Source organism: Streptomyces sp. NPDC017246, assembly GCF_044331325.1.
Taxonomy (GTDB): Bacteria; Actinomycetota; Actinomycetes; order Streptomycetales; family Streptomycetaceae; genus Streptomyces.
On the sequence record NZ_JBIRMW010000004.1, the window covers coordinates 158,254 to 183,282 of the forward strand.

Consider the following 25,029-nt stretch of genomic DNA (forward strand, 5'->3'; position numbering starts at 1 on the left):
ATGAGCGCCTACGCCGCACTGACCGGGGCGGGCTACCGGGCCCAGGTCCGCGACAGGACCACCCTCTTCTTCACGTTCGCCTTCCCGCTCCTCTTCCTCGTCGTCTTCGGCCTGATCTTCCGCGGCCAGGCCGTCGAGGAGAGCGGTCTGTCCTACCTCTCGTACACCGCGGCCGGCGTGCTGTCCTGGGGCGTGGCGAACGCCGCCGTCTTCGGTATCGCGTTCACCCTGATGCAGTGGCGCACCGACGACATCCTGCGGCTGATCCGGATGTCCCCGGCCCCGCTCTCCGCCGTCATCGGCTCCCGCTACGCGATCGCCCTCGCCGTCGGCGCCGTCCAGTCGCTGCTCTTCGTCGGGGTCGCGATGCTGCCGGTGTTCGGCCTGCGGCCGGCCTCCGGCTGGCCGCTGCTGATCCCGGTCCTCATCCTGGGCATCACCACCTTCCTGCTGCTCGGGGTGATCATCGGGTCCTTCGCCAACACCCCCGAGTCCGTCGCGGCCGTCGCCAACTTCCTCATGCTGCCCATGGCGTTCCTGTCCGGGTCCTTCTTCCCGCTGGACTCCATGCCGTCCTGGCTGCAGAAGGTCTCCCTGGCCATGCCGCTGCGCTACCTCAACGACGCCGTCTCCCACGCGCTGGCCGGCCGCGGCGACGCCTCGGACGTGTGGGTGGGCTGCGTCGGACTCCTCGTGTTCGCCGTGGTCTTCGGTGCGGTCGCGGTGAAGACCTTCCGCTGGACCAGGTCGTCATGAGCACCGCGGAGCGCACTCTGCCGCTGCCGATGGAGCAGGCGCGGGCCGGGCTCCGGTCCGCGCTCGCCGGACGCCTCGGCCGGGACCTGCCCGTCGTCCCGGTCGGCGCCACGGACGCCGCCGCCCCGCTCGGCGGCCGGGGAGCCCCGGACCCCTGGGCGGCCGAACGCGCCGGAGCCCGTGTCCACCTCACCGCGTCCGCCGTGCTCGTCGGCCCCTGGGGCGGCGACGGGACGGCGCCCGCCTGCGGACGCTGTCTGGCGCTGCGCTGGCAGCGGCTGCGCAGCCGCAGCGAGCGGGACGCGCTGGAGACCGGCGGTCCGGAGGGTCCACGCCCGGCCGGCAGGTGGCCGCTGTTCACCGACCATGTGTACGACGCGGTCGCGGCGCTCTGCGGGGCGGTCCTCGACGGTCCCGGCGCCGAGCCCGCGGCGGCGGACCCCGCCGACCGGGCGCTGCCCCAGGTGTCCCGTCTCGACCTGGCGACGCTCGCGGTCCGTACGTACCCGCTGCTCGCCGATCCGCTCTGCCCCGACTGCGCCCCGGCGGCCGTCCCGGCCGGGCCCCGCGCGATGGACCTCGTCCAGCGGCAGAAGCCCGACCCGGGTACGTACCGGCTGCGGCCGGCGTCCTCGTACCCCCTCCCGCGCGAGGCCCTGGCCAATCCGGTCTGCGGCGCGCTCGGCGGCGGCACCTGGATCAGCGTCACCTCCCCGACGACCGCTCCGGTCGCCGGGAGCGTCTTCGTCCGCGGGTACGCCGGTCTCAACGACGTCACCTGGAGCGGGCAGGAGAACACCTTCTCCACCAGCCGCACCCTGGCCTTCCTCGAGGGTCTCGAGCGGTACGCCGGCACGCATCGGCGCGGTCCGCGCACACCCGTGACCGGGTCGTGGAACGAGCTGCGGGACGATGCCGTCGACCCGGCCGTGTGCGGCTTCTACGACCCGCGCACCTACCGGGACGATCCGCTGGTCGACCCGTTCGACCCGGACCGCGCGATCCCCTGGGAGTGGGGCTGGTCGCTCCGCGACGAGCGCCCGGTCCTGGTGCCCTCCCGGCTGGTGTACTACAGCGCCGGTCTCGCGTCCGACAACTTCGTCTTCGAGTGCTCCAACGGCTGCGCCATCGGCGGCAGCGTCGAGGAGGCGGCCCTGGGCGGACTCCTCGAACTCGTCGAACGCGACGCCTTCCTGAACGCCTGGTACGGCGACGCCCGGCTCACCGAGATCGACCTGGCCACCGTCGGGAGCCGGACCGCCGCGGCCATGGCGGAACGCGCGGCGCTCCAGGGGTACGACGTCCACGTCCTGGACAACCGCATCGATCTGCCCGTGCCCGTGGTCACCGCGGTGGCCGTCCGCCGCGACGGGGGCCTCGGCACCCTCTCCTTCGCCGCGGCGGCCTCCCTGGATCCCAGGTCGGCCGTGGAGGGAGCGCTGTCGGAGGTGCTCACCTACATCCCGCACCTCTCCCGCCAGACCCGGGAACGCCGATCCGAACTGGAGGCCATGGCCGAGGACTTCCACCGGGTCCGTCATCTCAAGGACCACGCCCAGTTGTACGGGCTGCCGCGGATGGCGGAGCACGCGCGCGGCTATCTGGATCCCCTCGCGGTGCGCCCCTTCGACGAGGTCTACCGGGACTGGGAGGCGACCGGACGGCCTCGCACCGGCGATCTGCGGGACGATGTCCGGGCCGTGACGCAGCTGCTCGCGGAGGCGGGACACGACGTGATCGTCGTCGACCAGACCACCCCGGAGCAGGAGCGGATGGGGCTGTGCACGGTCAGCACCCTCGTGCCGGGGCTGCTGCCGATCGACTTCGGCTGGAACCGGCAGCGGGCGCCGCTGATGCCGCGGCTGCGCACGGCGCTGCGCCGTGGGGGCCATCGCGCGAAGGACCTCACCGACGACGAGATCCGCGGGGTCCCGCATCCGTTCCCGTAGCGGAGCGGACCGTGGAACGTGCGCGACGGAAGGCGCCCGGTGTCCGAGGAAGCGGACACCGGGCGCGTCTCCGGCCGCGATCCGGCCGTGGGGCGGTCGATCAGGCCGAGCAGGAGGTGGTGCTGGTGGTGGAGCTGCAGGTCGAGGTCGAGCTGGTGCTGGTGGAACCGGCGAGCACGACCTCGCTGGCGTCCGAGTAGTCGGAGATCTCGAAGGTCTCGGCCTCGAGCTCGAGGATCTCGTCGGCGAGCGTGCTCAGGTCCTTGTTCATGGCGCCTCCTCATGACCACGGTCCCGCACGGGACCGACCGGGGGTGTACATCCCTCATTCCACCGCTCCCCGCTCACCGTTCGGCATGTCTCCCGCACGCACTTCGCTGGCACGGAACGCCAGCGGCGCGCCCACTCCCCCTGGAGCCCCGTGTGAACCGGCCCGAACCCCTTCACCCCGCCCTCGCCTCGGCCGGGCCGGCGGTGCGTCCCGCCCTCACCCTCTATCTGGACGTCCACCGCTCACCGGAGGTGTCCGGCGAGGAACGCCGCACGGCGGCGCTGTTCGCGGACCGGCTCGCGGCCGTGGGAATGGAGGTCTCCCGGGGCATCGGCGGTCACGGTGTGGCCGGTGTCCTGCGCAACGGCGAGGGCCCCCGGGTCTATCTGCGGGCCGAACTGGACGCCCTGCCCCTGACGGAGCGGACCGGACTGCCGTACGCGAGCGGGAACGGCGCCATGCACGCCTGCGGCCACGACCTCCATCTCTCCGCCGCGGCGGGGACGGCGGACCTGCTGGTCCGGACGGCCGCCCACTGGCGGGGGACCGTCGTCGTCCTCGGCCAGCCGGCCGAGGAGACGCTCACGGGTGCCCGCGCGATGCTGGAGGACGGACTGTACGGACGCTTCGGCCGACCGGACGTCGTCCTCGCCCAGCACGCGGCACCGCTGCCCGCCGGGATGGTCGCGCACGGCACTCCGTACGGTCCGCTGACCGCCGCGAGCACCGCCCTGGACGTCGTCCTGCACGGGCGCGGGGGGCACGCCGGGACCCCCCACCTCGCCGTGGACCCCGTGGTGACGGCCGCGGCCGTGATCACCCGTCTCCAGACGATCGTGTCCCGCGAGAGCGCCCCCGCGGACCAGCTGACCCTCACCGTCGGCACCCTGAGGGCGGGCACGGCGGTGAACGTGGTCCCGGACACGGCCGCGCTGGGCATCGGGGTGCGGGCGCTGACGGACGCCTCCCTCGACCGTGCGCTCGGCGCGGTGGAGCGCATCTGCCGGGCGGAGTGCGCCGCCTCGGCCTGTCCGCGCGAACCCGAGATCACGACCGTGTCCCGCACTCCGGCCCTGTGGGGCGATCCGGCCGCGACAGGGGCGGTACGCGACGCCCATGCCGTCCTCCTCGGCTCGGAGCGCGTGGCCGACTGGCCGCCGTCCATGGCTTCGGAGGACTTCCCGTTGTACGGCGAGGCGGGCGTCGCGCTCCACGGCGAGAAGGACGTTCCGCTCGTCTACTGGATGGTCGGCACCGCGAGCCCACGGCAGTGGGCGGCCTCGGGCGGCCGCCTCCCGCCCAACCACTCCCCGCTGTTCGCTCCCGACGTGCGCACGGCCCTGCCGGCCGCGATCACCGCCCTCACCGCCGCGGCCCTGAACCGGCTGGCCGTTCCCCCGGGCGGGGAGCCGGCCGGCCGGGGCCCGGCGCTCAGAAGGTGACCGGACGGCGCTCGTGGGGGATCTTCTCCCCGGCCTCGACGGCCAGCGGGATCCGGTTCTCGGCAGGGGGCAGCGGGCAGGTCGCGAAGTCGGTGTAGGCGCAGGGCAGGTTGGTGGCGCGGTTGAAGTCGAGCACCACCTCGCCGTCGGGTCCGGGCGCCTCGACCCGCAGGCTGCGGTTGGCCGCGTACGTGGTGACGCCCGAGGTCGCGTCGGTGAAGAGCACGGTGAAGGTGCCGGGGGTGTGTCCGTTGAAGGCGGTCAGGCTCAGCTCCCGGCCGTCGAGGCGGAAGACGACCCGGCCCGGTGCGTCGTAGACGTGGTGCAGCCCCTCGACGCTGGCGCCGACGGTGGTCGGACGGGGCTCGGCGAAGGGCTCGTACCGGCCGGTGACCACCCAGCGGCGATCGGGCGCGTACGCGGGTGTTCCGGCGAAGTCCGCCCGCAGCGGGTGGCCGGGGTGCCTCGGCCGGACCACGTCGTGGCCGCCGCGCTTGGCGACCTCGATCACGGTGTCTCCCCAGACCGCGTCGACGCCCCCGCGCTCCGGGATGACCCCGAAGTCGTACCGACCCCGGACCGCGGTGCCGTCGACGACGAACTCGGTCCCCTCGTCGAGTGCGACGGTGACGCCGTCGGGTCCGGTCCGCCAGGCCCCGGGGACGCCGGGGAAGCGCTGCGGTTCGTCGGAGATCCAGTGCAGTCCGGTGATGGCGAGGAAGCCGTGCTCGGAGGCGAGCCGGGCGTCCTTGGTGCGGTGCCAGTCCTCCCACTCGGCGGCGAAGGCGGCCGGGTCCGGGGCGCCGGGGGCGCCGGGTCCGGTCGCGGACTTGGTGTCGGCGTCGGCAGGGGCGGGTGCGGGGGCGGGTGCGTCGGGGACGTTGCGGACGCTCATCGGTCCTCCTGAAGTCGGGTGCGCGCGTCTGGTGATCGGCTGCCGAGGGAGGCCGCTCGCGCCCGTGACGACGGGCCCGGACGGGGGCCGTCGAAGGGTGGCGCTCGGGTGGGACGGGGGCACGGTGGTCGCACGCGGGCGACGGCCGGCTGCCGGGACGAGGGCCTCGGGTCAGCCGGAACAGGCCGTGGTCGTGACGCGCACGTAGTCCACGTGGCGGCGCATCACGAGCAGGGTCATGGGGCCAGCAAAGCACAACTGCCGTGCCCCGGGCCAGAGGTCCCTGGTGCGGGATCCTCGGTCCGGGGCACGGCACGCGCTCGTTCCGGGGCCGGACTCAGCGGCCCTGGAGGGCCTTCACGTTGTTTCCGAAGGTCCAGCCCTTCGACCCGTCCCAGTTCGCCGACCAGGTCATCAGGCCCTTGAGCGCACCGCCGTAGTGGTTCCACGCCTGCGCCACGAGCGACGGCGCCATGTGGCCGCCGCCCGCGCCCGGCTGGGCCGGCAGGCCGGGGACCTGCTTGTCGTACGGCACCCGGATGGTGGTGCCCTGGATCACGAGGCCCCGGTTCAGACAGTCGGTCTGCGCGACGAACCCGGCGACGGTTCCCGCGGAGTAGGAGTCGCCCGAGCATCCGTACATGCTGCCGTTGTAGTACTGCATGTTGAGCCACCACAGGCGCCCGTTGTCGGCGTACTTCTTGACGATCGGGAGGTACGACCCCCAGATCGACCCGTAGGCCACGCTGCCGCCGGTGACGTACGCGGTCTCCGGCGCCATCGTCAGTCCGAAGCCGGCGGGCATGCGGGCGAGGACGCCGTCGATGATGTGCACGAGGTTGGCCTGCGAGGTGGAGAGGGTGCCGATGCTGCCGCTGCCGACCAGGCCGGTCTCGATGTCGATGTCGATGCCGTCGAAGTTGTACTTCTTCAGGATGGGCACGACGGTCTCGACGAATCGGTCGGCGACGGCGCGGGAGCTCAGGTCGATGCCCGCGGCGGCGCCGCCGATCGACAGCAGGATGGTGGCTCCGGCCGCCTTGGCGTTGCACATCTGCGCGGGGGTGCCGACACGGACGGTGCTGTCCATGCCGTCCTCCCACAGCACCGTGCCGTCCGAGCGGATCACCGGGAAGGCGGCGTTGATGACGTTGTAGCCGTGGGCGGCGAAGCGCGGGTCGTCGATGGGCGCCCATCCGAAGGGCGGGTGGACGCCGTTGGCCGCGCCGTCCCAGTTCTCCCAGTACCCCTGGAGCACCTTGCCGGTGGGCTTCGGCTTGAGGGCACAGGTGTCCGCCGCCGCGGCGGACGGGGCGGCGGAGGCCGCGGTGGCGGGGGCGGTGAGGGCGGCGGCCGCGAGCAGGGCGGCGAGGCCCGCTCCGAGGACACGGGCGATGCGAGAGCCTGGCATGCGTGCTCCTGGGGACGTGGGGGGGATGGTCCTGGGCATGGCGCGCGCTCCAGCAGACCGTAGGTTGGTCCAGACCTTTCGTCAACCACCCTCGCGTACAAGGGTGTTGAACCGCTTCCGCTCGACGGCACGCAGGGATCGCAGCAGATGCCGCAGCGCGGGCCCCGGCGGACCCGGCCGTACGGCGAGCGACGTGGTCACGGCGAGGCCGGCGAGCGGCCGGACGGCCACCCGAGGGGCCGACGGCACCCCGCGCACCTCGTAGAAGAGGGTCCACGAGGCCGCCCGCGCCGTACCGATCGCGGCGAGCGTGGCCCGGAGATCGGTGAACGGCGGCCCCGGGACGGGCCGGGACCCGACGGCGCGCAGGGCGCCGGTGACCAGCTCGTGGAAGGGCGGGTTGCCCCCGGGTGAGAGTCGCAGCGGGAGCCGGGCGAGCTGCTCCAGGCGGAGCTCCCGCTCGGCCGCGAGCGGATGACTCTCCGGCAGTGCGACGTACAGCGGATCGCTCCACAGCGGCAGCAGTTCGAGCCCGGGCGCGCTCGGGACCGCCCGGACCAGGGCCGCGTCCAGCTCTCCGGCACGCACCGCGGCCAGTCTGCCGGCGACCGGCAGCCGGTACAGGCGCACCTGCAGTCGCGGTGCGCCGGTGGCGAGTTCACCGAGGACGCGGTCGATGCGGTCGCCCGGGCCGTGGATGGCGGCGAGGCGCAGGATCCCGTCGTCGCCGGCCGTGATGTCGGCGGCCACGCGCGCGGCGTGCTCGGCGGTCGCGAGTACGGCGCGGGCCTCGGGCAAGAGCCGTTCACCCGCGCCGGAGAGACCGACACGCCGGGTGGTGCGTTCGAAGAGCACCACGCCCCATTCGCGTTCGAGCCGCCGGATCTGCTGACTCACCGCCGACTGCACGATGCCGAGGCGTTCGGCGGCCTTCCCGAAGCCGCCCTCCTCCGCCACGGCCACGAAGTACCGCAGCTGGCGCAGCTCCATGAGGCTGTCCGTCCCTCTCGATCCCTGCCCGGCCCATTCATCACGAACGGTGATTTCTGTCGTCGACAACCGCCTGTGGTGCGGAACGTCTTCCCGGGCTCGAATGGAACCCGCACCGGAGATCCATGACGAAGGAGTGAGGAACGATGCCCGAGACCGGGAAGGCGCTGGTGGTACGCCCCGAGGAGGCCGAGGAGGTACGGCTCCCCCACGGCGGCGGGTTCCGTCTCCTCGCCGACGCGGGCGACACGGAGGGCGCGCTGGGGGCCAATCGTCTCGTCCTCGGCGAGGGTGCGGCCGGCGCCAGGTCGCACTACCACGCACGGTCGACCGAGTTGTTCTACGTGCTCGAAGGCTCCGCGCGGTTCACCCTGGACGGTCGTACGACGACCGTGCCCGTCGGCGGACTGGTCTCCGTCCCGCCCAGGGTGCCGCATTCCTTCGGTGCCGCTCCCGGCTCGACCACGGAACTGCTCGTGGTCCTGACACCGGGAGTCGACCGCTTCGGCTACTTCCGGTCCCTGGGCCGCATCCAGCACGGCCTCGAGACCTTCGATCAGCTTCTGCCACTGCAGGACCAGTACGACGTGCATTTCCTGTGAGGTCGTCCGGCCTCACGCCCCCCGTGCGACACCGAGCGGTGTGCGCACCGGGCCGCGCGCGGGATCAGGCCGTGTGGAGCGTCAGCCCGTAGCGGCCGAGGATCTCGTTGATGGGCTGGAACCAGGTCTCGCCGCCGGAGGAGCAGTTGCCCCAGCCGCCGGACGTGACGCCCTGGGCCTGGTCGCCGCTGATGAAGGCACCACCGGAGTCACCGCCCTCCGCGCACACGCTGGTCTTCGTCATCTGGTAGACGGCGCCCTGGCTGTAGTTCACCGTCTCGTTCTTGGCGAGGACGGTGCCGCAGTGCCACTTGGTCGTGGAGCCGGAGCGGCAGATGGACGCGCCCACCGGAGCCTCGGCGGAGCCCCGTACGAGCCGGTCCGGCACCGCTCCCCAGCCCAGCACGACCGGGACCGTCCACCAGCCGCTGTGGATGCTCACGTAGGCGTAGTCGTTGCCGGGGAACGAGGAGCCCTGGAAAGTGCCCATGGCGGACCCGTCCCAGCCCCGCACCGCCGCTCCGGCCTGGCCGCAGTGCCCGGCGGTGACGAAGCCGCCGTGCACGGAGAAGCCTATGGAACAGCGGACGTTGCCGGTGTAGTACGGGTCGCCGCCGACGGTTCCGGCGGCGTACGTGCGGGGTGCGGTCGCCGTCTCGGCGACGGTGACGGGGCCGGTCTCGCGCGCCCGCTCGACGAAGGCGCGCACGGCGGGCGCGTTCCGCTCGGCGCCGACGACGGTGACGACGACGCTGTTGGTGCGGGAGTCGACGTGCCAGCCGGCGACACCGGCGGGGGCGGTGCGGGTGTCGAGCCGGGCCTTGGCGCGGTCGAGTTCGCCGGCGCTGTGGCGGACGATCCGGGTGTCGGCGCCCAGCGCCCGGACGTCCGCCTCCTCGGCGCGGTCGGTGAGCGCGACGACGAGCCGTCCGGTGCGCGTGTCGAACCAGGAGCCGCCGTAGGAGCCGCCCGCCGCCTTCTTCGCCTCGGACTCCACGCGTGCCGCCGTGCGTTCGGCCGCGAGCCGCTCCTCGGCCTGCCGCGCCGTGAGCCCGAAGTCCTGGCGCATCGCGTCGAGAAGTCCGTCCGAGGCCGCGGGGGCGGCGGGGCTCGCACTCGCGGGGGCCACGTATCCGGCGCCGAGTCCGACGGTGAGCAAGAGGGCCGCGACGGCCGCGCGCACGGCGGAAGTGCGTTTCACAGTGTGCCTCCTAGTGGGGGAGCAGGCGTTGAGAGCGCTCTCAAGCGAACGCGAGAGTCACGTTAGCGACAGCTCACTTGTCAGGTCCATACCACGCACACAGTTTCCGGCCGGAGGGCCGAGGCGTGCGAACGTCCGCAATTGCTTGCTGAAACACTCTGCAAGATCTTGCTGAGAGCGTCACCGGCTGCTTAACTCACCAGCGGTCACAGGCAGTTGTCAGCCCGCCCGCGAAGCCCGCGCAGAGGCTGGCCGCCATCCCTCGTGCACGAGAGGAACATTGATGAGCAGCCAGTACGACGTCCTCGTCCTCGGAGGATCGGGCGTCGACACGATCGTGTACGTGCCCGAACTCCCCCTGCCGTACGCCGACAGCTACATGATCCGGCCGGGCATCGAGACCCGCGCCGGACAGACCGGCGACTTCGTGGCACTGGGCCTGAGCGCCCTCGGCCTGCGGACGCACCACCTCGACATGATCGGGGACGACCCCTCGGGCGACCTCATCAGGGCCTTCCACCGCGACCGTGGCATCGGGTTCACCGAGGTGCCCCTGCCCGGCGGGACGAAGCGGGCCGTCAACCTCGTCGGCCCCGACGGCCGTCGGCTCTCGCTCTACGACGACAGCCGCTCCCAGGAGTCCGACCGGCTGCCCGAGGAACTGGTCCGCTCCCTCGCGTCGGCGAGCCGCCACGCCCATGTCTCCATCACGTACCCCTGCGCCTTCACCCTTCCGCAGCTGCGCGAAGCGGGCCTCACCGTCTCCACGGACCTCCACAACTGGGACGGCGAGAACCCGTACCACGAGCCCTTCGCCTACGGCTCGGACCTCGTCTTCGTCTCGACCACGGCACTGCCCGACCCGGAGCGGACCATGCGGCGGATCCTGGAACGGGGCCGGGCCGAGGTCGTCGTCGCCACCGCGGGGGCCGAGGGCGCGTACGTGCTGACCGCCGACGGGCTCGTCCATGTGCCGGCCGTCGCGCCCCGCGAGCCGGTGATCGACTCCAACGGCGCGGGCGACGCGTTCGCCTCCGGTTTCCTCTTCGGCCGGCTGAACGGCGAGGCCCTCGACCGCTGTGCCCTCTACGGCGCGGTGGCCGGAGCGTACGCGTGCACCGTGCCCGCCACCGGGAGCGACGCCATCGACCGCGCCGGGCTGCTCAAGGAGGTCGCCGAACTGACGGGCTCCGCCGGGACCGGCGGCGCCGGGGCCGGTGGCCCTGGCCCGGCGGAGGCGGTGCGATGACCTCCGCCCCGCCCGCGGCCGCCTCCTACGACGTCGTCGTCCTGGGCGGCGGCGTGGCCGGCTGCGTGCTGGCCTCACGCCTCAGCGAGGACCCCGGACGCACCGTCTGCCTCGTCGAGGCGGGCCCCGACTACGGCCCCCGCCCGGACGACTGGCCCCGGAAGACGCTCAACGCCCGCGCGCTCGCGCGGGACGACGTCTGGGAACAGCACGCGCCCGCCCACCGGATCCGCGGCCGAGTCCTCGGCGGCTCCTCCTGCGTCAACGGCTGCTGGAACACCTGGGGTTCGGCGGCCGACCACGACGAGTGGGCGCGGGCCGGCGGCCCCCGCTGGACCGCCGCCGCGATGGAGCCGTACCGCGACAGAGCGGTGGACCGGATGGGGCTGCGCCGGGTGCCCGGGAACGAGCTCTCGGCGTGGAGTCACGCGGCCCTCGCAGGGGCGCGCGCACTCGGATACGGGGAGGTCGACATGGCTCGCCCCGGCTCCCCCGGCTACGGCTCCCCGCTGATCAACGCCGTGGACGGGCGGCGGTGGAACGCCGCCTTCGCCTATCTGGACGCCGACACCCGCCGTCGTCCGAACCTCTCCGTGCTGGCCGACGCCGTCGCCGACCGGATGATCGTCCGTCACGGCCGGGTGGAGGGGGTCGTCGTCCACGACGGCGCCGGTCCGCGTACGGTGACCGGCGGCCGGTACGTGGTGGCGTGCGGGACCTTCGGCTCACCGGCCCTGCTCCTGCGCAGCGGCATCGGCCCCGCCGGCCACCTGCGCGACACCGGTGTCACCCCCGCCGTGGACCTTCCCGGTGTGGGGGCCAACCTCAGCGACCAGCCCGGGGTGTTCCTGCCGCTCGTCCCGACACCCGAGCTGAACGCGGCGCTGGCGGCGAAGGACGCACGCGGTGAGCTGTACGTCAGCCGGGTCCTCCTCAGGATCGCGAGCGGCCTCTCCCCCGCCGGCGAGTGGGACCTGCACGTCCTTCCCTCCGCAGGCGCGCCGCTCTTCGGTTCGCTGCCGCCGGGCGAGTACGAGGCCGGGGTGTCCGCCTTCCTCATGAAGCCGGTCTCCCGGGGCAGTGTGCGGCTGGCTTCGGCCGACCACACCGCGGCGCCCCTCATCGATCCGGGGTTCCTCTCCGACGCCGGCGGCCACGATCTGGCGGTGCTGCGCTCGGGCCTCGAATCCGCCCGCCGGCTCGCGGAGTCCGCCCCCTTCAAGGAGCTCGCCTCGCTTCCCCCGGGCCCGCCCGCGCACGAGCTTCCCGAGGCGGAGCTGCGCGCCCGGCTCGGCACGTACTGGCACCCCGTCGGGACCTGTGCGATGGGGCCGGCCGGAGATCCCGCCGCGGTGGTGGACGGCGAGGGCCGTGTCCACGGGGTGGAGAACCTCCGTGTGGCGGACGCGTCCGTCCTGCCGACGGTTCCGGCGGCCAACACCCAGCTCCCGGTCCTCGCCCTCGCCGAGCTGCTCGCGGAGGCCATGACGACGGGAGCGACCCCGTGATCCTGACCGAAACCCGCCCCCTGTACGGATGCATGGGTCTCGGCGGCGGCTGGGACACCACCCCGTACGGCCCCGAGGACATCGCCCACGCGGAGGCAGCCGTCGAGGCGGCGCTCGACACGGGGATCACCGCGTTCGACCACGCCGACATCTACCGGTACGGCAAGTCCGAGGCGGTCTTCGGCGAGGTGCTGTCCCGGGCGGCCGGGCTGCGCGAACGGATCACCCTGCAGACCAAGTGCGGCATCCGCCTCCCCGAGGACGGCCGTCCGGGGCTGTACGACCTGCGGGGCCCGACCATCGCCCGGTGCGTGGAGGAGAGCCTCACCCGGCTGCGGACCGACTTCGTCGACGTCCTCCTGCTCCACCGGCCCGACCCCCTCGCCGACCCGGCGGAGATCGCGAAGACCCTCACCTCGCTGCACCGTCAGGGTCTGGTGCGCCGCTTCGGGGTGTCGAACATGAGCGCGCCGCAGATCGCGCGGCTGCAGTCCCACCTCGGCCTGCCCCTGACCGTCAACCAGCTGGAGATGAGTCTCCACCGCCGCGACTGGGTCGAGGAGGGTGTCCTGGTGAACACCCCGGCGGCGGCCGGGGTCGGCTTCCCCACCGGCACCACCGAGTACTGCGGGGAGCGGGGCATCCGGCTCCAGGCCTGGGGGGCGCTCGCCGGAGGACGGTTCGGCGACCCCGGGGCGACACCGGCCGGGCGGCTCGTGAGCCGCCTCGCGGAACGCCGGGGCACCACACCGGAGACGATCCTGCTGTGGTGGCTCCAGAAGCACCCCGCCGGCATCGCGCCCGTCATCGGGACCACCCGCCCCAGCCGCATCCGGGCCTGCCGTGACGCCGTGACCCGGGCGCCCGGGCTCACCCACGAGGAGTGGTACGAGCTGTGGACCGTCGCGCGGGGAGCCCCGCTGCCGTGACCGAACCGCCCCCGCCCCCGCCCCCGCTTCCGCTCCCGCCGGGCGCCCGGGACCTCCCGCCGCCCGTTCCCGCCTTTCCCTACGGAGAGACCCCGTGACCACCATCGCCCCGCCCGTGGCGGGCTCCTTCGAGTCGGCCCGGTTCTACATCACCTTCCGCTGCAACTCCCTGTGCGGGTACTGCAACGTCTGGCAGGACGACAAGTTCAAGGGCTACGAGGAGCTCACGCTCGAAGGCGGCCGCCGGATCCTGGACGAACTCCACGCGCTCGGTGTGCGGTACGTCGACTTCACCGGCGGCGAGCCGGTGCTCCACCCGCACATCGACGGCATCGTCCAGCACGCGAAGTCCCTCGGCATGACGGTCGAGATCACCAGCAACGGCATCCGGTTCGCCAAGCACATCGACGCGATCGTGCCGTACGTCGACACCATGAACGTGTCGCTCGACACGCTCCGCCCCGAGCGGTACCGGGCGATCCGCGGGGTGCCCACCCTCGACCGCGCACTGGACGTGATCCGGGGTGTCGTCGCCTCCGGCTCGGGCAATCTGAAGCTCATCTGCGTGGTCACCCGAGAGAACGTGGACGAGGTGCCGGAGCTGCTGCGCTTCGCCCGGGAGAACCGGGTGACCATCTACCTCTCCACCATGTTCGAGTACTTCGACGAGCAGGACACCGTGCGCGACGTGCGGCGTACCGCCAGGAAGCTCAAGGTGATCGAGCAGAACGGCAAGCCGGTCGCCGGCGGGGCCGGCGGTTGTGGGCCGGCCCGTCCCGAGGAGGTGCCGGGACCGGCCGACGGCTCGATACCCGATCTGCTGCTCGGCCTGCTCTACGAGCCCTTCTCGCTGATCAACCTGCACTTCCGCAAATACGTGGAGGCACAGGACCCGACGGCTCCGACGCACTGCTCCGCCAACAAGCGCATCCTGACCGTCGGCCCGGACGGGCGCCTCGTCCTCCCCTGCTACCACGCGTTCGACAACTCCGTCCTGTGGGACCGGGACCTCGCGGAGCTGGTCCGCGACGAGGAGTTCCTGCGGGTCCGGGACGAGGAGGTCGGCTTCCGTCCGGAGTGCCGAGGGTGCACGGTCTTCCCGTACATCGGGCTGTCCTTCAGCTACCGCTTCGACAAGGTCTTCCTCTACCAGGCCCTGTCCGAGGAGATCGCCAAGATCAAGGGGCGGTTCGTCGACCCGCTCCACCCCCGGATCGCGCCGCCGGCCTCCGAGGCCCTGCTCCGTGACTTCGCGGCCCTTGAGCGGTTCGTCGACGACGTGCTGCCCGTACCGCGTCCCCCGCTGTCCGAGGACCACCTGTACGGCTTCGAGGTCACCGCGTCGGGTGTCCGCCGCGACCTGATCGCCGGCGCGACGGGCGTGGAGGAGCTCCTCGCCGACCACGCGCAGGAGCAGTGCTGGGGCGTACAGCGCTCGCCGCACACCTGGCTGCGGCTGGTGTACCGCGAACTCGTACCGACCCTCCGCGAGGTGACCGGGCAGGGGTTGGTGCCCGAGTCCTCCTACGAGCAGCTGGTGGCGGAGCTCTACGGGGTGCAGCTGGCCTGGTGGCGGGCTTACCTCGGCCGGTACTTCCGCGGCGGCGAGACCCTGGACACGGAGGCGGCGCTCGGCGTCGTGGCGCGGTTCCTGTCCCGGACCGGTGCGCTGCTGCCCGACGATCCCGCGTCCGCGCGCGTCCGGCAGATCCTGCTGCACGCGGGCTGTGTGCTCGGGCTCCCGGCGGTGACGCTCGCGCCCCTCGCGGTCCACGAGCCCTTCGCCGAGGCGGCGCTGCTGGCGAAGCACCTTCTCCTCGTCGCGTCCGATGAGGAGCTCGACGGGTACGCCGCGCTCCTCCCGCCCGCCGAGGCGGCGGCCCTGCGCCGGGCCGGCCAAGGGGACGCTCCCGAGGAGGAGACCGCGGGCGGGACGGCGGGGCCCGTCGACCTCGCGCTCGACCTTCTCCTCGACGGAGCGGGTCCGCTCGACGAGCGGTCGGTGACCGCGCTGATCGCCGGCGTGCGCGCGCTCGCGGCGGAGCACTCGCCCGACGAGGTGGCCGGCCGGCTGCTCGCACGGGAGCTGCGCGCCCCGCGGCTCGTGCGTGCCCGGGGCGAGGTGCTGCGGCGCGGCTGATCACCACGGGAGCGGGAACCGACAGCACGGTGCCCCTCGGACCGGATGCGGTCCGAGGGGCACCGTGCTGTGCGGTGCGCGGTGTCAGCGCGGGTCGGCGGTGCTCACCCCGGTCGCGGACAGGAGCGCTCCCCCGGTGTTCCGCTGGGTGGCGACGAGCTGCCCCCGCAGGGCCTCCGGTATCCGGTCGCGGTCCCGGGGATCGACGGTGAAGGCCTGGTGGCGTGCGAGGTCCGGGTGGCCGGCCCGCTGTTCGTCGGTCAGGACGGCCGGGACGAGCCGGAGCCACCGTCCCTCGTCCGAGAGGGCTCCGTCCTCGACGGTGATGCTCCCCTCGGGGGCGTACACGAGCTGCTGGCTGGTGGAGTCGGTGGCCTTGACGTCCCAGACGAGGGTGGTGCCGTCGAGCCAGGTGGCCTTCGACCGGGAGAGGTCGAGGTCCGGGGCGGTCCGGGTGCCGGGCAGCAGGTAGCCGGTGGCGCCGCCGAGCAGCCACACCTCCTTGCCGTGGGAGCCGAACTCCAGCGACCGGTCACCGGGAACGTCCTTCTCGTCGCCCCGGTGGACGATGTAGCTGAGCGAGGCCGCCCCGTCGGCCAGGGGCACTTCGTAGACCGCGCCGAAGGCGTCCCGGCGCACGGGCGCGAGTGGTTTCGCCCAGTCGGTGGGGGTCGCGGCCCCGGTCCAGGTGTGCAGTCCCCAGCCCGTGTAGTCGCCGTCCGGCCGGTAGTAGTGGATGACGGCCTTCGTGCCGTCCTGCGGTGGGTAGACCCCGTCCGGGACCGTCTCGGACTGGCCCGCACCGCCCTGTTCGATCCACACCTCCCCGGTGCGGCCGAGCTCCACGGTGCGCGGGGGTCCGTCCGTGACCCCGTCCTTCTCGACGGTGTACGGGACTGTTCCGGTGGTCGGGTCGACCTTGACCCACGCGAAGGCGCCGAAGGCGTCCCGGCCGGTGAACCCGGCCGTGGCCGTCCCGGAGATGAGCCGCCAGCCGGTGTAGTCGCCGTCGGGGCGCCGGTAGTGCACGACCGCGTGGTCGCGGTCGACGGCGCTGGGGCGGCCCGGGGCGGCGGGGGCTCCGGCGGTGGAGGAGGCGAGGTCGCTCGTGGTCCGTCCGCGGGTGTCCACGAGAACCGCCTTGTAGCGGAGCGGTGTGCCCTCCCTCACCTGGTCGGAGAGGTGCTGCGTGACCTTGTAGGGGGCGTGGTCGGCGGAGCCGAGGACCTGCCAGGGGCCGTTGCCCACCTGGGCGGCGAAGACGACGCGGTTCAGTTCGCCGGCTCCCGATCCCGCTCTCCCCGCGGCCTCCGATCCCGCTCCCGCCTTGATCTCGGCGGAGATCTCCACGTCGCCGGTGGCTCCGGCGGCGGGGGCGACCGTGGTGACGGCGGGCGCGGTGCGCGGGCGTTCGATCGGGTTGCGGGCCTTGAGGACGACGGCCGAGAGCGCCGGCACGGTGACGGTGACCCGGCGGTCGCCGTCGCTGCGCAGCGCCTTCGTGTCGCCGTAGAGGGGGGCGAAGAGGGTGCGGGCGGTGCCGGTGGTCAGGGTGACCGTCCTCGGTTCGGCGGCGTTGTTGACCGCGACGAGGTGTTCGGTCCGTTCCCGGGGGTCGATCCGGGAGTACGCGTACACGCCCGCGCCCCGGTCCGCGTACCGCTCGATCTGGACGCCGTCACGGAGCGCGGGGTGCTCCTCCGTGAGGCGCGAGAGGCGGGTGATGGAGCGGTAGAGCGGGTGCCCGGTGTCGTACGCGTCGGTGGCGTGGGTGCGGTCGGTGCCGAGCTGGTCGTCGTCGAGGTAGTCGGCGACCTTCGAGGCGAAGAGGGTCTGGCGGGCGTCCTTGTCGCCGCCGGCGCCGGTGAAGCCCTGCTCGTCGCCGGCGTAGACCACGGGGTTGCCGCGGGTCAGGAACATCACCTCGTTGGCGAGGCGGGCCCGGCCGAGGAGTTCGCCGCCGTCGGCGTCCGGGTTGTCCTTGAGCAGGTAGCCGCCCATGCGGCCCATGTCGTGGTTGCCGAGGAAGGTGACCTGCTCGTAGGCGTTGGCCTTGTCGGTGGTGTACCGGTAGTCCTGGGCGAGGACGGCGCCGAGGTCGGACGCGGGGCCGCTCAGGGACGCGAAGCCGCGGACGGCCTGCTGGAGCGGGAAGTCGAGGGTGGCGTCGAGCCTGCCCCTGGTGACGTAGGGGGCTGTCACGGAGGGGTCCGAGGAGAGGACCTCGCCGAAGATGAGGAAGTCCTCGCGGCCCCGCTTCGCGGCGTAGGCGTCGAGGGCGGTGGCCCATCGGGTCCAGAACGCCATGTCGACGTTCTTGACGGTGTCGACGCGGAAGCCGTCGATGTCGAAGTCCTCGACCCACTTCTGGTAGATCTCGGCGAGGCCGCGGACGACCTCGGGGCGCTCGGTCCACAGGTCGTCGAGGCCGGTGTGGTCTCCGTGCAGCCCGCTCTCACCGACGAAGGTGGAGTCGCCCCGGTTGTGGTACATCGCCGGGTCGTTGAGCCAGGCGGGCTTCTTCACGTCGCGCTCGGCCTCGGGGACCACGGGGGTGTAGGCGAAGCTCTCCCCGGTCACCTCCGGTGTCACGGCCGTGTCCTCGAAGGGCCGTCCGGTGCTGTCCAGGTAAGGGTAGGCGCCCGTGGAGCGGTAGCCGTACGCGTTCTCACCGCTCCTGATGACGTCGGCGGTGTGGTTGGTGATGACGTCGAAGAAGACCTTCATGCCCTTGCGGTGGGCGGCCGCGATGAGCTTCCGCAGGTCCTCGTTGGTGCCGAAGTGCGGGTCGACCTGGGTGAAGTCGGTGATCCAGTAGCCGTGGTAGCCGGCGGACGCGTCTTTTCCGACGCCTTGGACGGGCTTGTTCTTGAAGATCGGCGCCATCCAGATCGCGGTGGTGCCGAGGCCCTTGATGTAGTCGAGCTTTCCCGTGAGGCCCTTGAGGTCGCCGCCCTGGTAGAAGCCCTTGTCGGTGGGGTCGTAGCCGGTCTGTGTACGGCTGCCGGTGAGACCGCCCCGGTCGTTGGAGGTGTCCCCGTTGGCGAAGCGGTCGGGGAGCACGAAGTAGAACTGCTCGCGGGTGAGGTCGTGCCGCGCGGGCTGGGCGGCGAGCGCGCGGTCGGAGGGCGGCGGCGGGGTCCGGTGGGTGGCGGACGCCGGGAGTTGTGCGGTGACCGCGGTGGCCATGAGGGCGACCGTGGTGGCGAGGGCGACGCGGGCGGCGCGTCGCCCGCGGGTGCGCACGGCCCGTGCGGGGGCGTGTGCTCGATTCACTGCGGGGTCCCTTCCCGTAGGGGTGGTGTCGGTGCGTCCACACGGCCGGGGCCGGTCGCTCCCGGCGGGGCGTGCGCCACGGTCGTGGCGGCGGGCCGGGCGCGTCCGGTCACGGTGTGTACCAGCGCACCGTGTCTGCGAGGGCGCGGTCGAAGTCGGCGCGGGGCCGGTATCCGAGTTCCCGCCGGATCCGGGTGTCGTCGACGGCGTACCGCCTGTCGTGTCCCTTGCGGTCCGTCACCCGGGTGACGCGGTCGGCCGGGGCGCCGCACAACTCCAACAGGTGACGGGTGAGTTCGAGGTTGGTGAGGGCCGTGCCGCCGCCGATGTTGTACACCCGGCCGGCGCGGCCGCGGGTGCGGACGAGTTCGAGCGCGGCCACGTGGTCGTCCACGTGGAGCCAGTCGCGGACCTGGGAGCCGTCGCCGTACAGGGGGACGTCGCCCCCGGCGAGCAGGGCGGTCACGAAGCGCGGGATCAGTTTCTCCGGGTACTGGCGCGGGCCGAAGTTGTTGGAGCACCGGGTGACGCGTACGTCCAGGCCGTGGGTCCGGTGGTAGGCCAGCGCCATGAGGTCCGCGGCCGCCTTCGAGGCCGCGTACGGGGAGGTGGGCCGGGGCGGGTCCTCCTCCGTCGCGGCGCCGGTGTCGATCGATCCGTAGACCTCGTCCGTGGAGATCTGCAGGAAGGTCGCCACGCCGTGCCGCAGGGCGGCGTCGAGGAGGGTCTGGGTGCCCAGGACGTTCGTCCGGACGAAGGGCGCGCCGTCCTCGATGGACCGGTCGACATGGGACTCCGCGGCGAAGTGCACGATCTCGTCGTGCCCCGGCACCACCCGGTCGACCAGCGGCGCGTTCTCGACGCCGCCGCGTACGAAGCGGAATCGCGGGTGGTCCCGCAGCGGCTCCAGATGGGTCGGGTCGCCCGCGTAGGTGAGCTTGTCGAGGACGGTCAGGGACACGTCGGGCGGTCCGGCGGGGCCGAGCATGTGGAGGGCGTACGCCGAGCCGATGAAGCCGGCGCCGCCGGTGACGAGGATGCGTCGCGTCATGGGGTGAGGTGCACCTTGCTGTGGTCGCCGAGGACGAGTCGATGGGCGTAGGGGAAGCGGGGTGCGGCGACGACGGCGCCGCGGCCGATGAAGGAGCGTTCGATGCGGCCGGCGCATTCGACGTCGGCGCCGTCGAGCAGGACCGAGGCCTCGATGGAGCTCTCCCGCACCCGGCAGTTGGCGCCGATCGAGGTGTACGGGCCGATGACGGCGTCGCTGATGACGCTCCCGGGGCCGATGATGACGGGCCCGGTGATCCGTGATCCCCGGACCACGGCGCCCTCGGCGAGGCTGACCCGGCCCACGACGGCGCTGTCCTGGTCGACCTTGCCGTCGAGGCGTCCGGTGAGGCCGTCCAGGACGTGCCGGTTCACCTCCAGCATGTCGTCGACGCTTCCGGTGTCACGCCACACGGAGGTGGTCCTCTCGGCCCGTACCTGGTGTCCGCGGTCGACGAGCCACTGGATGGCGGAGGTGATCTCCAGTTCGCCCCGGGGTGACGGGCGGATCGCGCGCACCGCCTCGTGCAGTGCCGGGGTGAAGGCGTAGACGCCGATGAGCGCGAGGTCTCCGCGCGGGCTCGGGGGCTTCTCCTCGACGCCCGTGACGAGTCCGTCCTCGTCGACCTCGGCCACTCCGAAGGCGCTCGGGTCGGGGACGGGTGTGACGAGCAGCCGGGCCGCGGCGGGTTGCGAGGCGGCGCGGGCGACGAAGCCGGCGATGCCGTCCTGGAGGTAGTTGTCCCCGAGGTAGACGAGGAAGTCGTCGTCGGCGAGGAAGTCGCCTGCCACGGCCACCGCGTGGGCGAGGCCGAGCGGCCGGCTCTGGCGCACATAGGTGATGTCGAGTCCGAAGTCCGTTCCGTCGGCGACCACATGACGGATGTCGTCCTCGTAGTCGCCGACGACGAGGCCCACTTCGCGGATGCCGGCCGCCGCGATGGCCTCGAGGCCGTAGAAGAGCACGGGCTTGTTGGCGATCGGCAGGAGCTGTTTGGTCCCGGAGTGGGTGAACGGGCGCAGTCGACTGCCGGTTCCACCGGCCAGGACCAGGGCTTTCACATCGTCTGCCTTCGGTCGGGCGCGGTACGGGGGTGTCTGTGCACGGTCCCTCCTCGTGATCGAGGCATATGTCTGTGGTCCTACCGCCGAACTCAAGCAGAGCCGGACTACGCATCGCAAGCTCTCTCTGAAACTTTCTGCAATGGCTTGCTACGAGTCCCGCCGGAGTGCTTCACTCACACCGCGAATCGATCAACTGACCGGATATCCACATCAGTTCATCCACTCCGGAGGGGCACCGTTGTCAGGTCACCAGCAGGAACAGCTGGCCAGAGAGGCACGGCACCTCGCTCCCGGCGCCTCCGAGGAGGCGGCGCTGGGGAGACGCGTCTTCGCCGAGGGACGCGGGGCGGTCCTCACCGACCTGGACGGCAACCAGTACGTCGACCTCGCCGCCGGCACCCTCACCCAGTCCCTCGGTCACGGCCATCCCGAGGTGGTGGCGGCGCTGACACGCCAGGCGAACCTGCTGTGGAACGTGCACGACAGCTCGACACCCGAACGGGCCGCCTTCTTCGAACTGCTGGCCCGGCTCCTGCCCGAACACCTCGACACCTACGCCCTGTTCTCCACCGGAGCCGAGGTGGTGGAGGCCGCGCTCCGCGTCGTCCAGTCGACCGCCGAGCCCGGCCGCAACCGCGTCGGCGCCCTGCGCCACGGCTTCCACGGCAAGACCATGGGCGTCCGCATGCTGGTCCACTGGGACGTCGGCCACCAGTCCTTCTCCGGCAACAGCGTCCTCGGCTACTCGCCGTACTGCTACCGCTGCCCGCTGGAGCTCGAATACCCCTCCTGCGACGTCCGCTGCGCCACCCTCGTCACCCGCCACATCGCGTCGAAGCCGAATGTGTCGGCCCTCGTCTTCGAGCCGGTCCTCGGCGCGGCCGGAGTCGTCGTGCCGCCCGCCGGCTACTGGGAGCGGATCTCCGAGGCCTGCCGGGACAACGGCGTCCTCCTCGTCGCCGACGAGGTGCTGACCGGAGGTGGCCGCACCGGCGCCTTCCTCGCCTCCGAACGCGTCGGGGTGGAGCCCGATCTCGTCGCGATGTCCAAGGGCATGGCGAACGGCTTCCCCTTCGCCGTGCTGGCCGGCCGGAGCGAGCTGCTCCGCGCGCCCGCCGCCTCTCCGCCGGGGGCGTACGCCTCGACCTACGCCGGCAATCCGCTGGGCATCGCCGCCGCACGGGCGACGCTCGAAATCGTCGAGCGCGACCGGCTGATCGACCGGGTCCGTGTCCTCGGAGACCGCCTCACCGAGCAACTCGAAGCGCTGCAGGCGAGGTTCGACGTCCTCGGGCAGGTCCGGGGCATCGGGCTGCTGCACGGGCTCGAGTTCGTCCGCGACCGTTCCTCGCGCACGCCCGCCCCGGAGATCGCCCGCGCCGTCTACACCACCGCGCTCGATCTGGGACTGCGTACCTCGGTGGGCGGCCACATCATCCGGCTGGCGCCCCCGTTCACGATGGACGAGGCGCTCCTGGACGAGGGCGTGCGTCTCCTCGGACGCGCGCTCGAGGAGGTGACCTCGTGATCGTCGCCGAGAACCTCACCAAGGACTTCCGCCTGGTCGAACGGCGGCCGGGACTCCTCGGCAGCCTCTCGACCCTCTTCACCCGCGACTTCCGCACCGTGCACGCGGTCGACGGCATCTCCTTCCACGTCCGCGCGGGCTCCAAGACCGCGTACATCGGGGCCAACGGGGCCGGCAAGTCCACCACCATCAAGATGCTCACCGGCATCATGACCCCCACCTCCGGCCGCTGCCTGGTGGACGGCGTCGAGCCGTACCGGCACCGGCGGCGCAACGCCCTGAACATCGGGGTGGTCTTCGGCCAGCGGAGCCAGCTGTGGTGGGACCTCTCCGTGCCGGACTCCTTCCAGATCCTCCGCCGGATCTACGAGATCCCCGACGCGGTCTACCGGCGCAATCTCGCCCTCTACCGCGACCTCCTCGACATCGACGCCCTCGGCACCACCCCCGTACGCCAGTTGAGCCTCGGTCAGCGGATGCGCGCCGAGATCGCGGCCAGCCTGCTGCACGACCCGAAGGTCGTCTTCTGGGACGAGCCCACCATCGGTCTGGACATGGTCCTGAAGGAAGCCGTCCGCACGCTGATCAACCGGGCCAACGCGGAGCTCGGCACGACCGTGATGCTCACCAGCCACGACCTGTCCGACATCTCCGCGATCTGCGACGACGCCCTGGTCGTGGACGGCGGCCGGGTGGTGCACGAGGGCACCCTGCACGAACTGCTGCGCCGGGCCGACCGGCGCTCGGTGGTCTTCGACCACCGCGGCGGCCCGGCCGTGGAGGCCGCGGCGCTCCGGATCGAGGCGGGGCTGCCCGGGGCGACGGCCGGCGTCACCCGGGAGGGGCGCATCCGCGTCGACTACCCGGCCGGGGCGTTCGGCTCACGGCAGGTGCTCGCCTTCCTCCTCGACCACTTCGATCTCGTCGACTGCTACGCCCCCGAACCCGATCTGGAGACCGTGCTCCGCCAGACCTACCGGAACGGCGGAGTCCCCGCCGTCAGGGACGACGAGACCGGGTCACCGTCGGACGGCGGAGCCGATCCGGCCCAGGACGGCCACGCCCGGGCGTCCTCGGACGGCGGAGCCGATCCGGCCCCGGACCTTCGCGCCCGGGCCGTCTCGGACGGCGGTGCCCCGTGAGGCTTCCGCTCCGCACCGGAGCCCGGCGCGCCGGGCACTACCTGCCGTTCGCCACCAGCGGGCTCCAGACCCTGCTCCAGTACCGCACCACCTTCCTGATCACCGGAGTCACCGCCGCCGCGGGCGCCGCGGTGACCGTCTTCCTCTGGCGTGCGGTGTACGCCGGGTCGCCCGGCCCGGGGCCCGGCGGCTTCACCCCGGAGAGCATCACCACCTACCTCGTGGTGGCGCAGGTCCTGAGCGTGATCCACGCCAACCGCGTCGACGACGAGGTCGCGGCGGAGGTCTACCGCGGCGACATCGCGGTCATGCTGGTCCGCCCCGTGAGCTACCCCCTGGTCCGCTTCGCCGCCAGCCTTCCCGTCGTCGGCACCAACGCGGTCCTGGTCGGCGTGCCGCTCCTCGCGCTCTTCGCCGCGTTCGTCCCCCTCACCACCCCCGGACCGGTGGACGCGGCGCTCTTCCTCGGCTCCACGGTGCTCTCGGCCGTGATCGCGTTCTGCGTGAACCTCCTGACGGGCATGGCCGGTTTCCTCACCACGAACACCTGGGGGGTGCGCATGGTCAAGCAGGGTGTCGTCGCCTTCTTCGCCGGCCAGATGGTTCCCCTGGCGCTGATGCCCGGACCGCTGCACACCCTGGCCATGATCCTGCCCTTCCGGGCCATGGCGGACGGCCCGCTCACGCTCCTCCTGGGGCGGTACGAGGGGGTGGGCGGCGCGGCCGAGGTCCTCGGCCATCAGCTCGGCTGGTCCGCGGGGCTGGTCCTGCTGTGCGCCGCGTTGTGGCGGTCCGCCGCCTCCCGGCTGGAGGTGCTGGGCGGATGACCGGGACCGCGCACAGATATCTGCGGCTCGCCCTCTTCCTCGGCGGTGTCGGCCTCCACCGCCTCACGGCCTACCGGCTCGACTTCGTCCTGGGCTCGGGGGCCTTCCTGATCCGGGTGGGGCTCCAGGCCGTGGCGGTGACCCTGGTCTTCAGCCATGTTCCGGCCGTCGCGGGCTGGTCGTACCTTCAGGTGCTGTTCCTGCTCGGCTGCTCCCTGCTGCCGCGCGGCATCGACCATCTGTTCACCGACCAGCTGTGGGAGCTGAGCCGCAAGCTGATCCAGCGGGGCGAGTTCTACCGCTATCTGATCCGTCCGGTGGATCCGCTGTTCTCGCTCCTGTCGGAGCGCTTCTTCCACCCCGACGGTCTGGGCGAGGTGGTCGTCGGTGCCGTTCTGGTGCTGTGGGCCGGTTCCCATCTGGGGATCGACCCGACGCCGCTGCAATGGGCGCTGGTCCCCGTGATGATCCTGTGCGGTGCGCTCGTCCACAGCGCCGTCAAGCTGTTCTTCGCCTCGCTGTCCTTCTGGACCGTGACGAGCATGCCGGCCATGCAGACGGTCACCCAGGTCTCCGAGTTCGCGGGCTATCCGCTCGACCTCTACCACCCGTCGTTGCGCGTGCTGCTCACCTGGGTCCTGCCGTTCGCCTTCACGTCATACGCGCCCGCCGTCTACCTCCTCGACGGTGACACGAGCCTGGTCCGGTGGCTTCCCGTGGTGACCGGTCTCGCCCTGCTCGCCGCGCTGTCGCTCTGGCGGCGCGGGCTTTCCAGATACGAGATGACCGGGAGTTGAC

Annotated in this window: 20 protein-coding genes; 12 read left to right on the plus strand and 8 right to left on the minus strand. The window is 72.5% G+C overall.

Annotated elements, in window-relative coordinates; all coding sequences use genetic code 11:
• Together ACH4MY_RS11495 and ACH4MY_RS11500 are read left to right on the plus strand one after the other, a co-directional pair.
• Positions 1-756, plus strand: a complete 756-nt coding sequence (locus ACH4MY_RS11495; protein ID WP_398000910.1) for an ABC transporter permease — start codon at positions 1-3, stop codon at positions 754-756.
• Positions 753-2,705 (plus strand): TOMM precursor leader peptide-binding protein, encoded by a 1,953-nt coding sequence (locus ACH4MY_RS11500; protein WP_398000912.1) that lies wholly within the window; start codon positions 753-755, stop codon positions 2,703-2,705. The genes ACH4MY_RS11495 and ACH4MY_RS11500 overlap by 4 nt, the downstream gene beginning before the upstream one ends.
• Before the next feature lie 100 nt (positions 2,706-2,805).
• On the opposite strand, the gene ACH4MY_RS11505 is transcribed toward ACH4MY_RS11500, so the two are convergent.
• A complete protein-coding gene (locus tag ACH4MY_RS11505; RefSeq protein ID WP_030757923.1) occupies positions 2,806-2,976 on the minus strand; it encodes a thiazolylpeptide-type bacteriocin in 171 nt (56 codons plus the stop codon).
• A 152-nt stretch (positions 2,977-3,128) separates the two neighbouring features.
• Here ACH4MY_RS11505 and ACH4MY_RS11510 point away from each other — a divergent pair, with 152 nt between their 5' ends.
• Positions 3,129-4,418 (plus strand): amidohydrolase, encoded by a 1,290-nt coding sequence (locus ACH4MY_RS11510; protein ID WP_398000915.1) that lies wholly within the window; start codon positions 3,129-3,131, stop codon positions 4,416-4,418.
• Here ACH4MY_RS11510 and ACH4MY_RS11515 read toward each other — a convergent pair.
• The 3 genes from ACH4MY_RS11515 to ACH4MY_RS11525 form a co-directional block, all read right to left on the minus strand.
• Entirely contained in the window at positions 4,408-5,313 is a 906-nt protein-coding gene (locus ACH4MY_RS11515; RefSeq protein ID WP_398000918.1) for a DUF1684 domain-containing protein, read from the minus strand. The two genes, ACH4MY_RS11510 and ACH4MY_RS11515, sit on opposite strands and share 11 nt — an antisense overlap.
• A gap of 337 nt (positions 5,314-5,650) precedes the next feature.
• Entirely contained in the window at positions 5,651-6,724 is a 1,074-nt protein-coding gene (locus ACH4MY_RS11520) for a chitinase (RefSeq protein ID WP_398000920.1), read from the minus strand.
• A gap of 81 nt (positions 6,725-6,805) precedes the next feature.
• The gene (locus tag ACH4MY_RS11525; RefSeq protein ID WP_398000923.1) at positions 6,806-7,714 is read right to left on the minus strand and encodes a LysR family transcriptional regulator; all 909 of its coding nucleotides are present in this window, start codon (positions 7,712-7,714) and stop codon (positions 6,806-6,808) included.
• Between the two features lie 146 nt (positions 7,715-7,860).
• Here ACH4MY_RS11525 and ACH4MY_RS11530 point away from each other — a divergent pair, with 146 nt between their 5' ends.
• Positions 7,861-8,316: a cupin domain-containing protein gene (locus ACH4MY_RS11530; RefSeq protein ID WP_398000925.1), complete on the plus strand. Its 456-nt coding sequence runs from the start codon at positions 7,861-7,863 to the stop codon at positions 8,314-8,316.
• A gap of 64 nt (positions 8,317-8,380) precedes the next feature.
• On the opposite strand, the gene ACH4MY_RS11535 is transcribed toward ACH4MY_RS11530, so the two are convergent.
• Complete coding sequence (locus tag ACH4MY_RS11535; RefSeq protein ID WP_398000928.1) at positions 8,381-9,517, minus strand: S1 family peptidase; 1,137 nt, start codon at positions 9,515-9,517, stop codon at positions 8,381-8,383.
• A 283-nt stretch (positions 9,518-9,800) separates the two neighbouring features.
• Between ACH4MY_RS11535 and ACH4MY_RS11540 the strand changes: the two genes are divergently transcribed.
• The 4 genes from ACH4MY_RS11540 to ACH4MY_RS11555 all read left to right on the plus strand — a co-directional run bounded on the left by ACH4MY_RS11540 (position 9,801) and on the right by ACH4MY_RS11555 (position 15,343).
• A complete protein-coding gene (locus ACH4MY_RS11540; protein WP_398000931.1) occupies positions 9,801-10,766 on the plus strand; it encodes an adenosine kinase in 966 nt (321 codons plus the stop codon).
• Positions 10,763-12,274 carry a GMC family oxidoreductase gene (locus tag ACH4MY_RS11545; RefSeq protein ID WP_398000934.1) on the plus strand — a complete coding sequence of 504 codons (1,512 nt, stop codon included), beginning with the start codon at positions 10,763-10,765 and terminating at the stop codon, positions 12,272-12,274. Before ACH4MY_RS11540 ends, ACH4MY_RS11545 begins: the two co-directional genes overlap by 4 nt.
• Positions 12,271-13,203, plus strand: coding sequence for an aldo/keto reductase family oxidoreductase (locus ACH4MY_RS11550; protein WP_398000936.1), 933 nt, complete (start codon positions 12,271-12,273; stop codon positions 13,201-13,203). The genes ACH4MY_RS11545 and ACH4MY_RS11550 overlap by 4 nt, the downstream gene beginning before the upstream one ends.
• A 94-nt stretch (positions 13,204-13,297) precedes the next feature.
• On the plus strand, positions 13,298-15,343 hold the full coding sequence (locus ACH4MY_RS11555) for a radical SAM protein (protein WP_398000938.1): 2,046 nt from the start codon (positions 13,298-13,300) through the stop codon (positions 15,341-15,343).
• Positions 15,344-15,427: 84 nt separating this feature from the next.
• Here the strand turns inward: ACH4MY_RS11555 and ACH4MY_RS11560 are convergent, their stop codons facing one another.
• From ACH4MY_RS11560 to ACH4MY_RS11570, 3 genes are all read right to left on the minus strand, one after another.
• Complete coding sequence (locus ACH4MY_RS11560; protein ID WP_398001661.1) at positions 15,428-18,532, minus strand: alpha-amylase family glycosyl hydrolase; 3,105 nt, start codon at positions 18,530-18,532, stop codon at positions 15,428-15,430.
• A 196-nt stretch (positions 18,533-18,728) separates the two neighbouring features.
• Positions 18,729-19,670: a dTDP-glucose 4,6-dehydratase gene (gene rfbB, locus ACH4MY_RS11565; RefSeq protein WP_398000940.1), complete on the minus strand. Its 942-nt coding sequence runs from the start codon at positions 19,668-19,670 to the stop codon at positions 18,729-18,731.
• Complete coding sequence (locus ACH4MY_RS11570; RefSeq protein WP_398000942.1) at positions 19,667-20,731, minus strand: glucose-1-phosphate thymidylyltransferase; 1,065 nt, start codon at positions 20,729-20,731, stop codon at positions 19,667-19,669. The genes rfbB and ACH4MY_RS11570 overlap by 4 nt, the downstream gene beginning before the upstream one ends.
• A gap of 241 nt (positions 20,732-20,972) precedes the next feature.
• On the opposite strand from ACH4MY_RS11570, the gene ACH4MY_RS11575 reads away from it, so the two are divergent.
• From ACH4MY_RS11575 to ACH4MY_RS11590, 4 genes are read left to right on the plus strand one after another with little or no spacing between them, the layout of a single operon-like run.
• On the plus strand, positions 20,973-22,262 hold the full coding sequence (locus ACH4MY_RS11575) for an aspartate aminotransferase family protein (RefSeq protein WP_398000944.1): 1,290 nt from the start codon (positions 20,973-20,975) through the stop codon (positions 22,260-22,262).
• Positions 22,259-23,404, plus strand: a complete 1,146-nt coding sequence (locus ACH4MY_RS11580; protein WP_398000947.1) for an ATP-binding cassette domain-containing protein — start codon at positions 22,259-22,261, stop codon at positions 23,402-23,404. Before ACH4MY_RS11575 ends, ACH4MY_RS11580 begins: the two co-directional genes overlap by 4 nt.
• Positions 23,401-24,231 (plus strand): ABC transporter permease, encoded by an 831-nt coding sequence (locus ACH4MY_RS11585; RefSeq protein WP_398000950.1) that lies wholly within the window; start codon positions 23,401-23,403, stop codon positions 24,229-24,231. The genes ACH4MY_RS11580 and ACH4MY_RS11585 overlap by 4 nt, the downstream gene beginning before the upstream one ends.
• Entirely contained in the window at positions 24,228-25,028 is an 801-nt protein-coding gene (locus tag ACH4MY_RS11590) for an ABC transporter permease (protein WP_398000952.1), read from the plus strand. Before ACH4MY_RS11585 ends, ACH4MY_RS11590 begins: the two co-directional genes overlap by 4 nt.
• The last annotated feature ends 1 nt before the right edge of the window (position 25,029 follow it).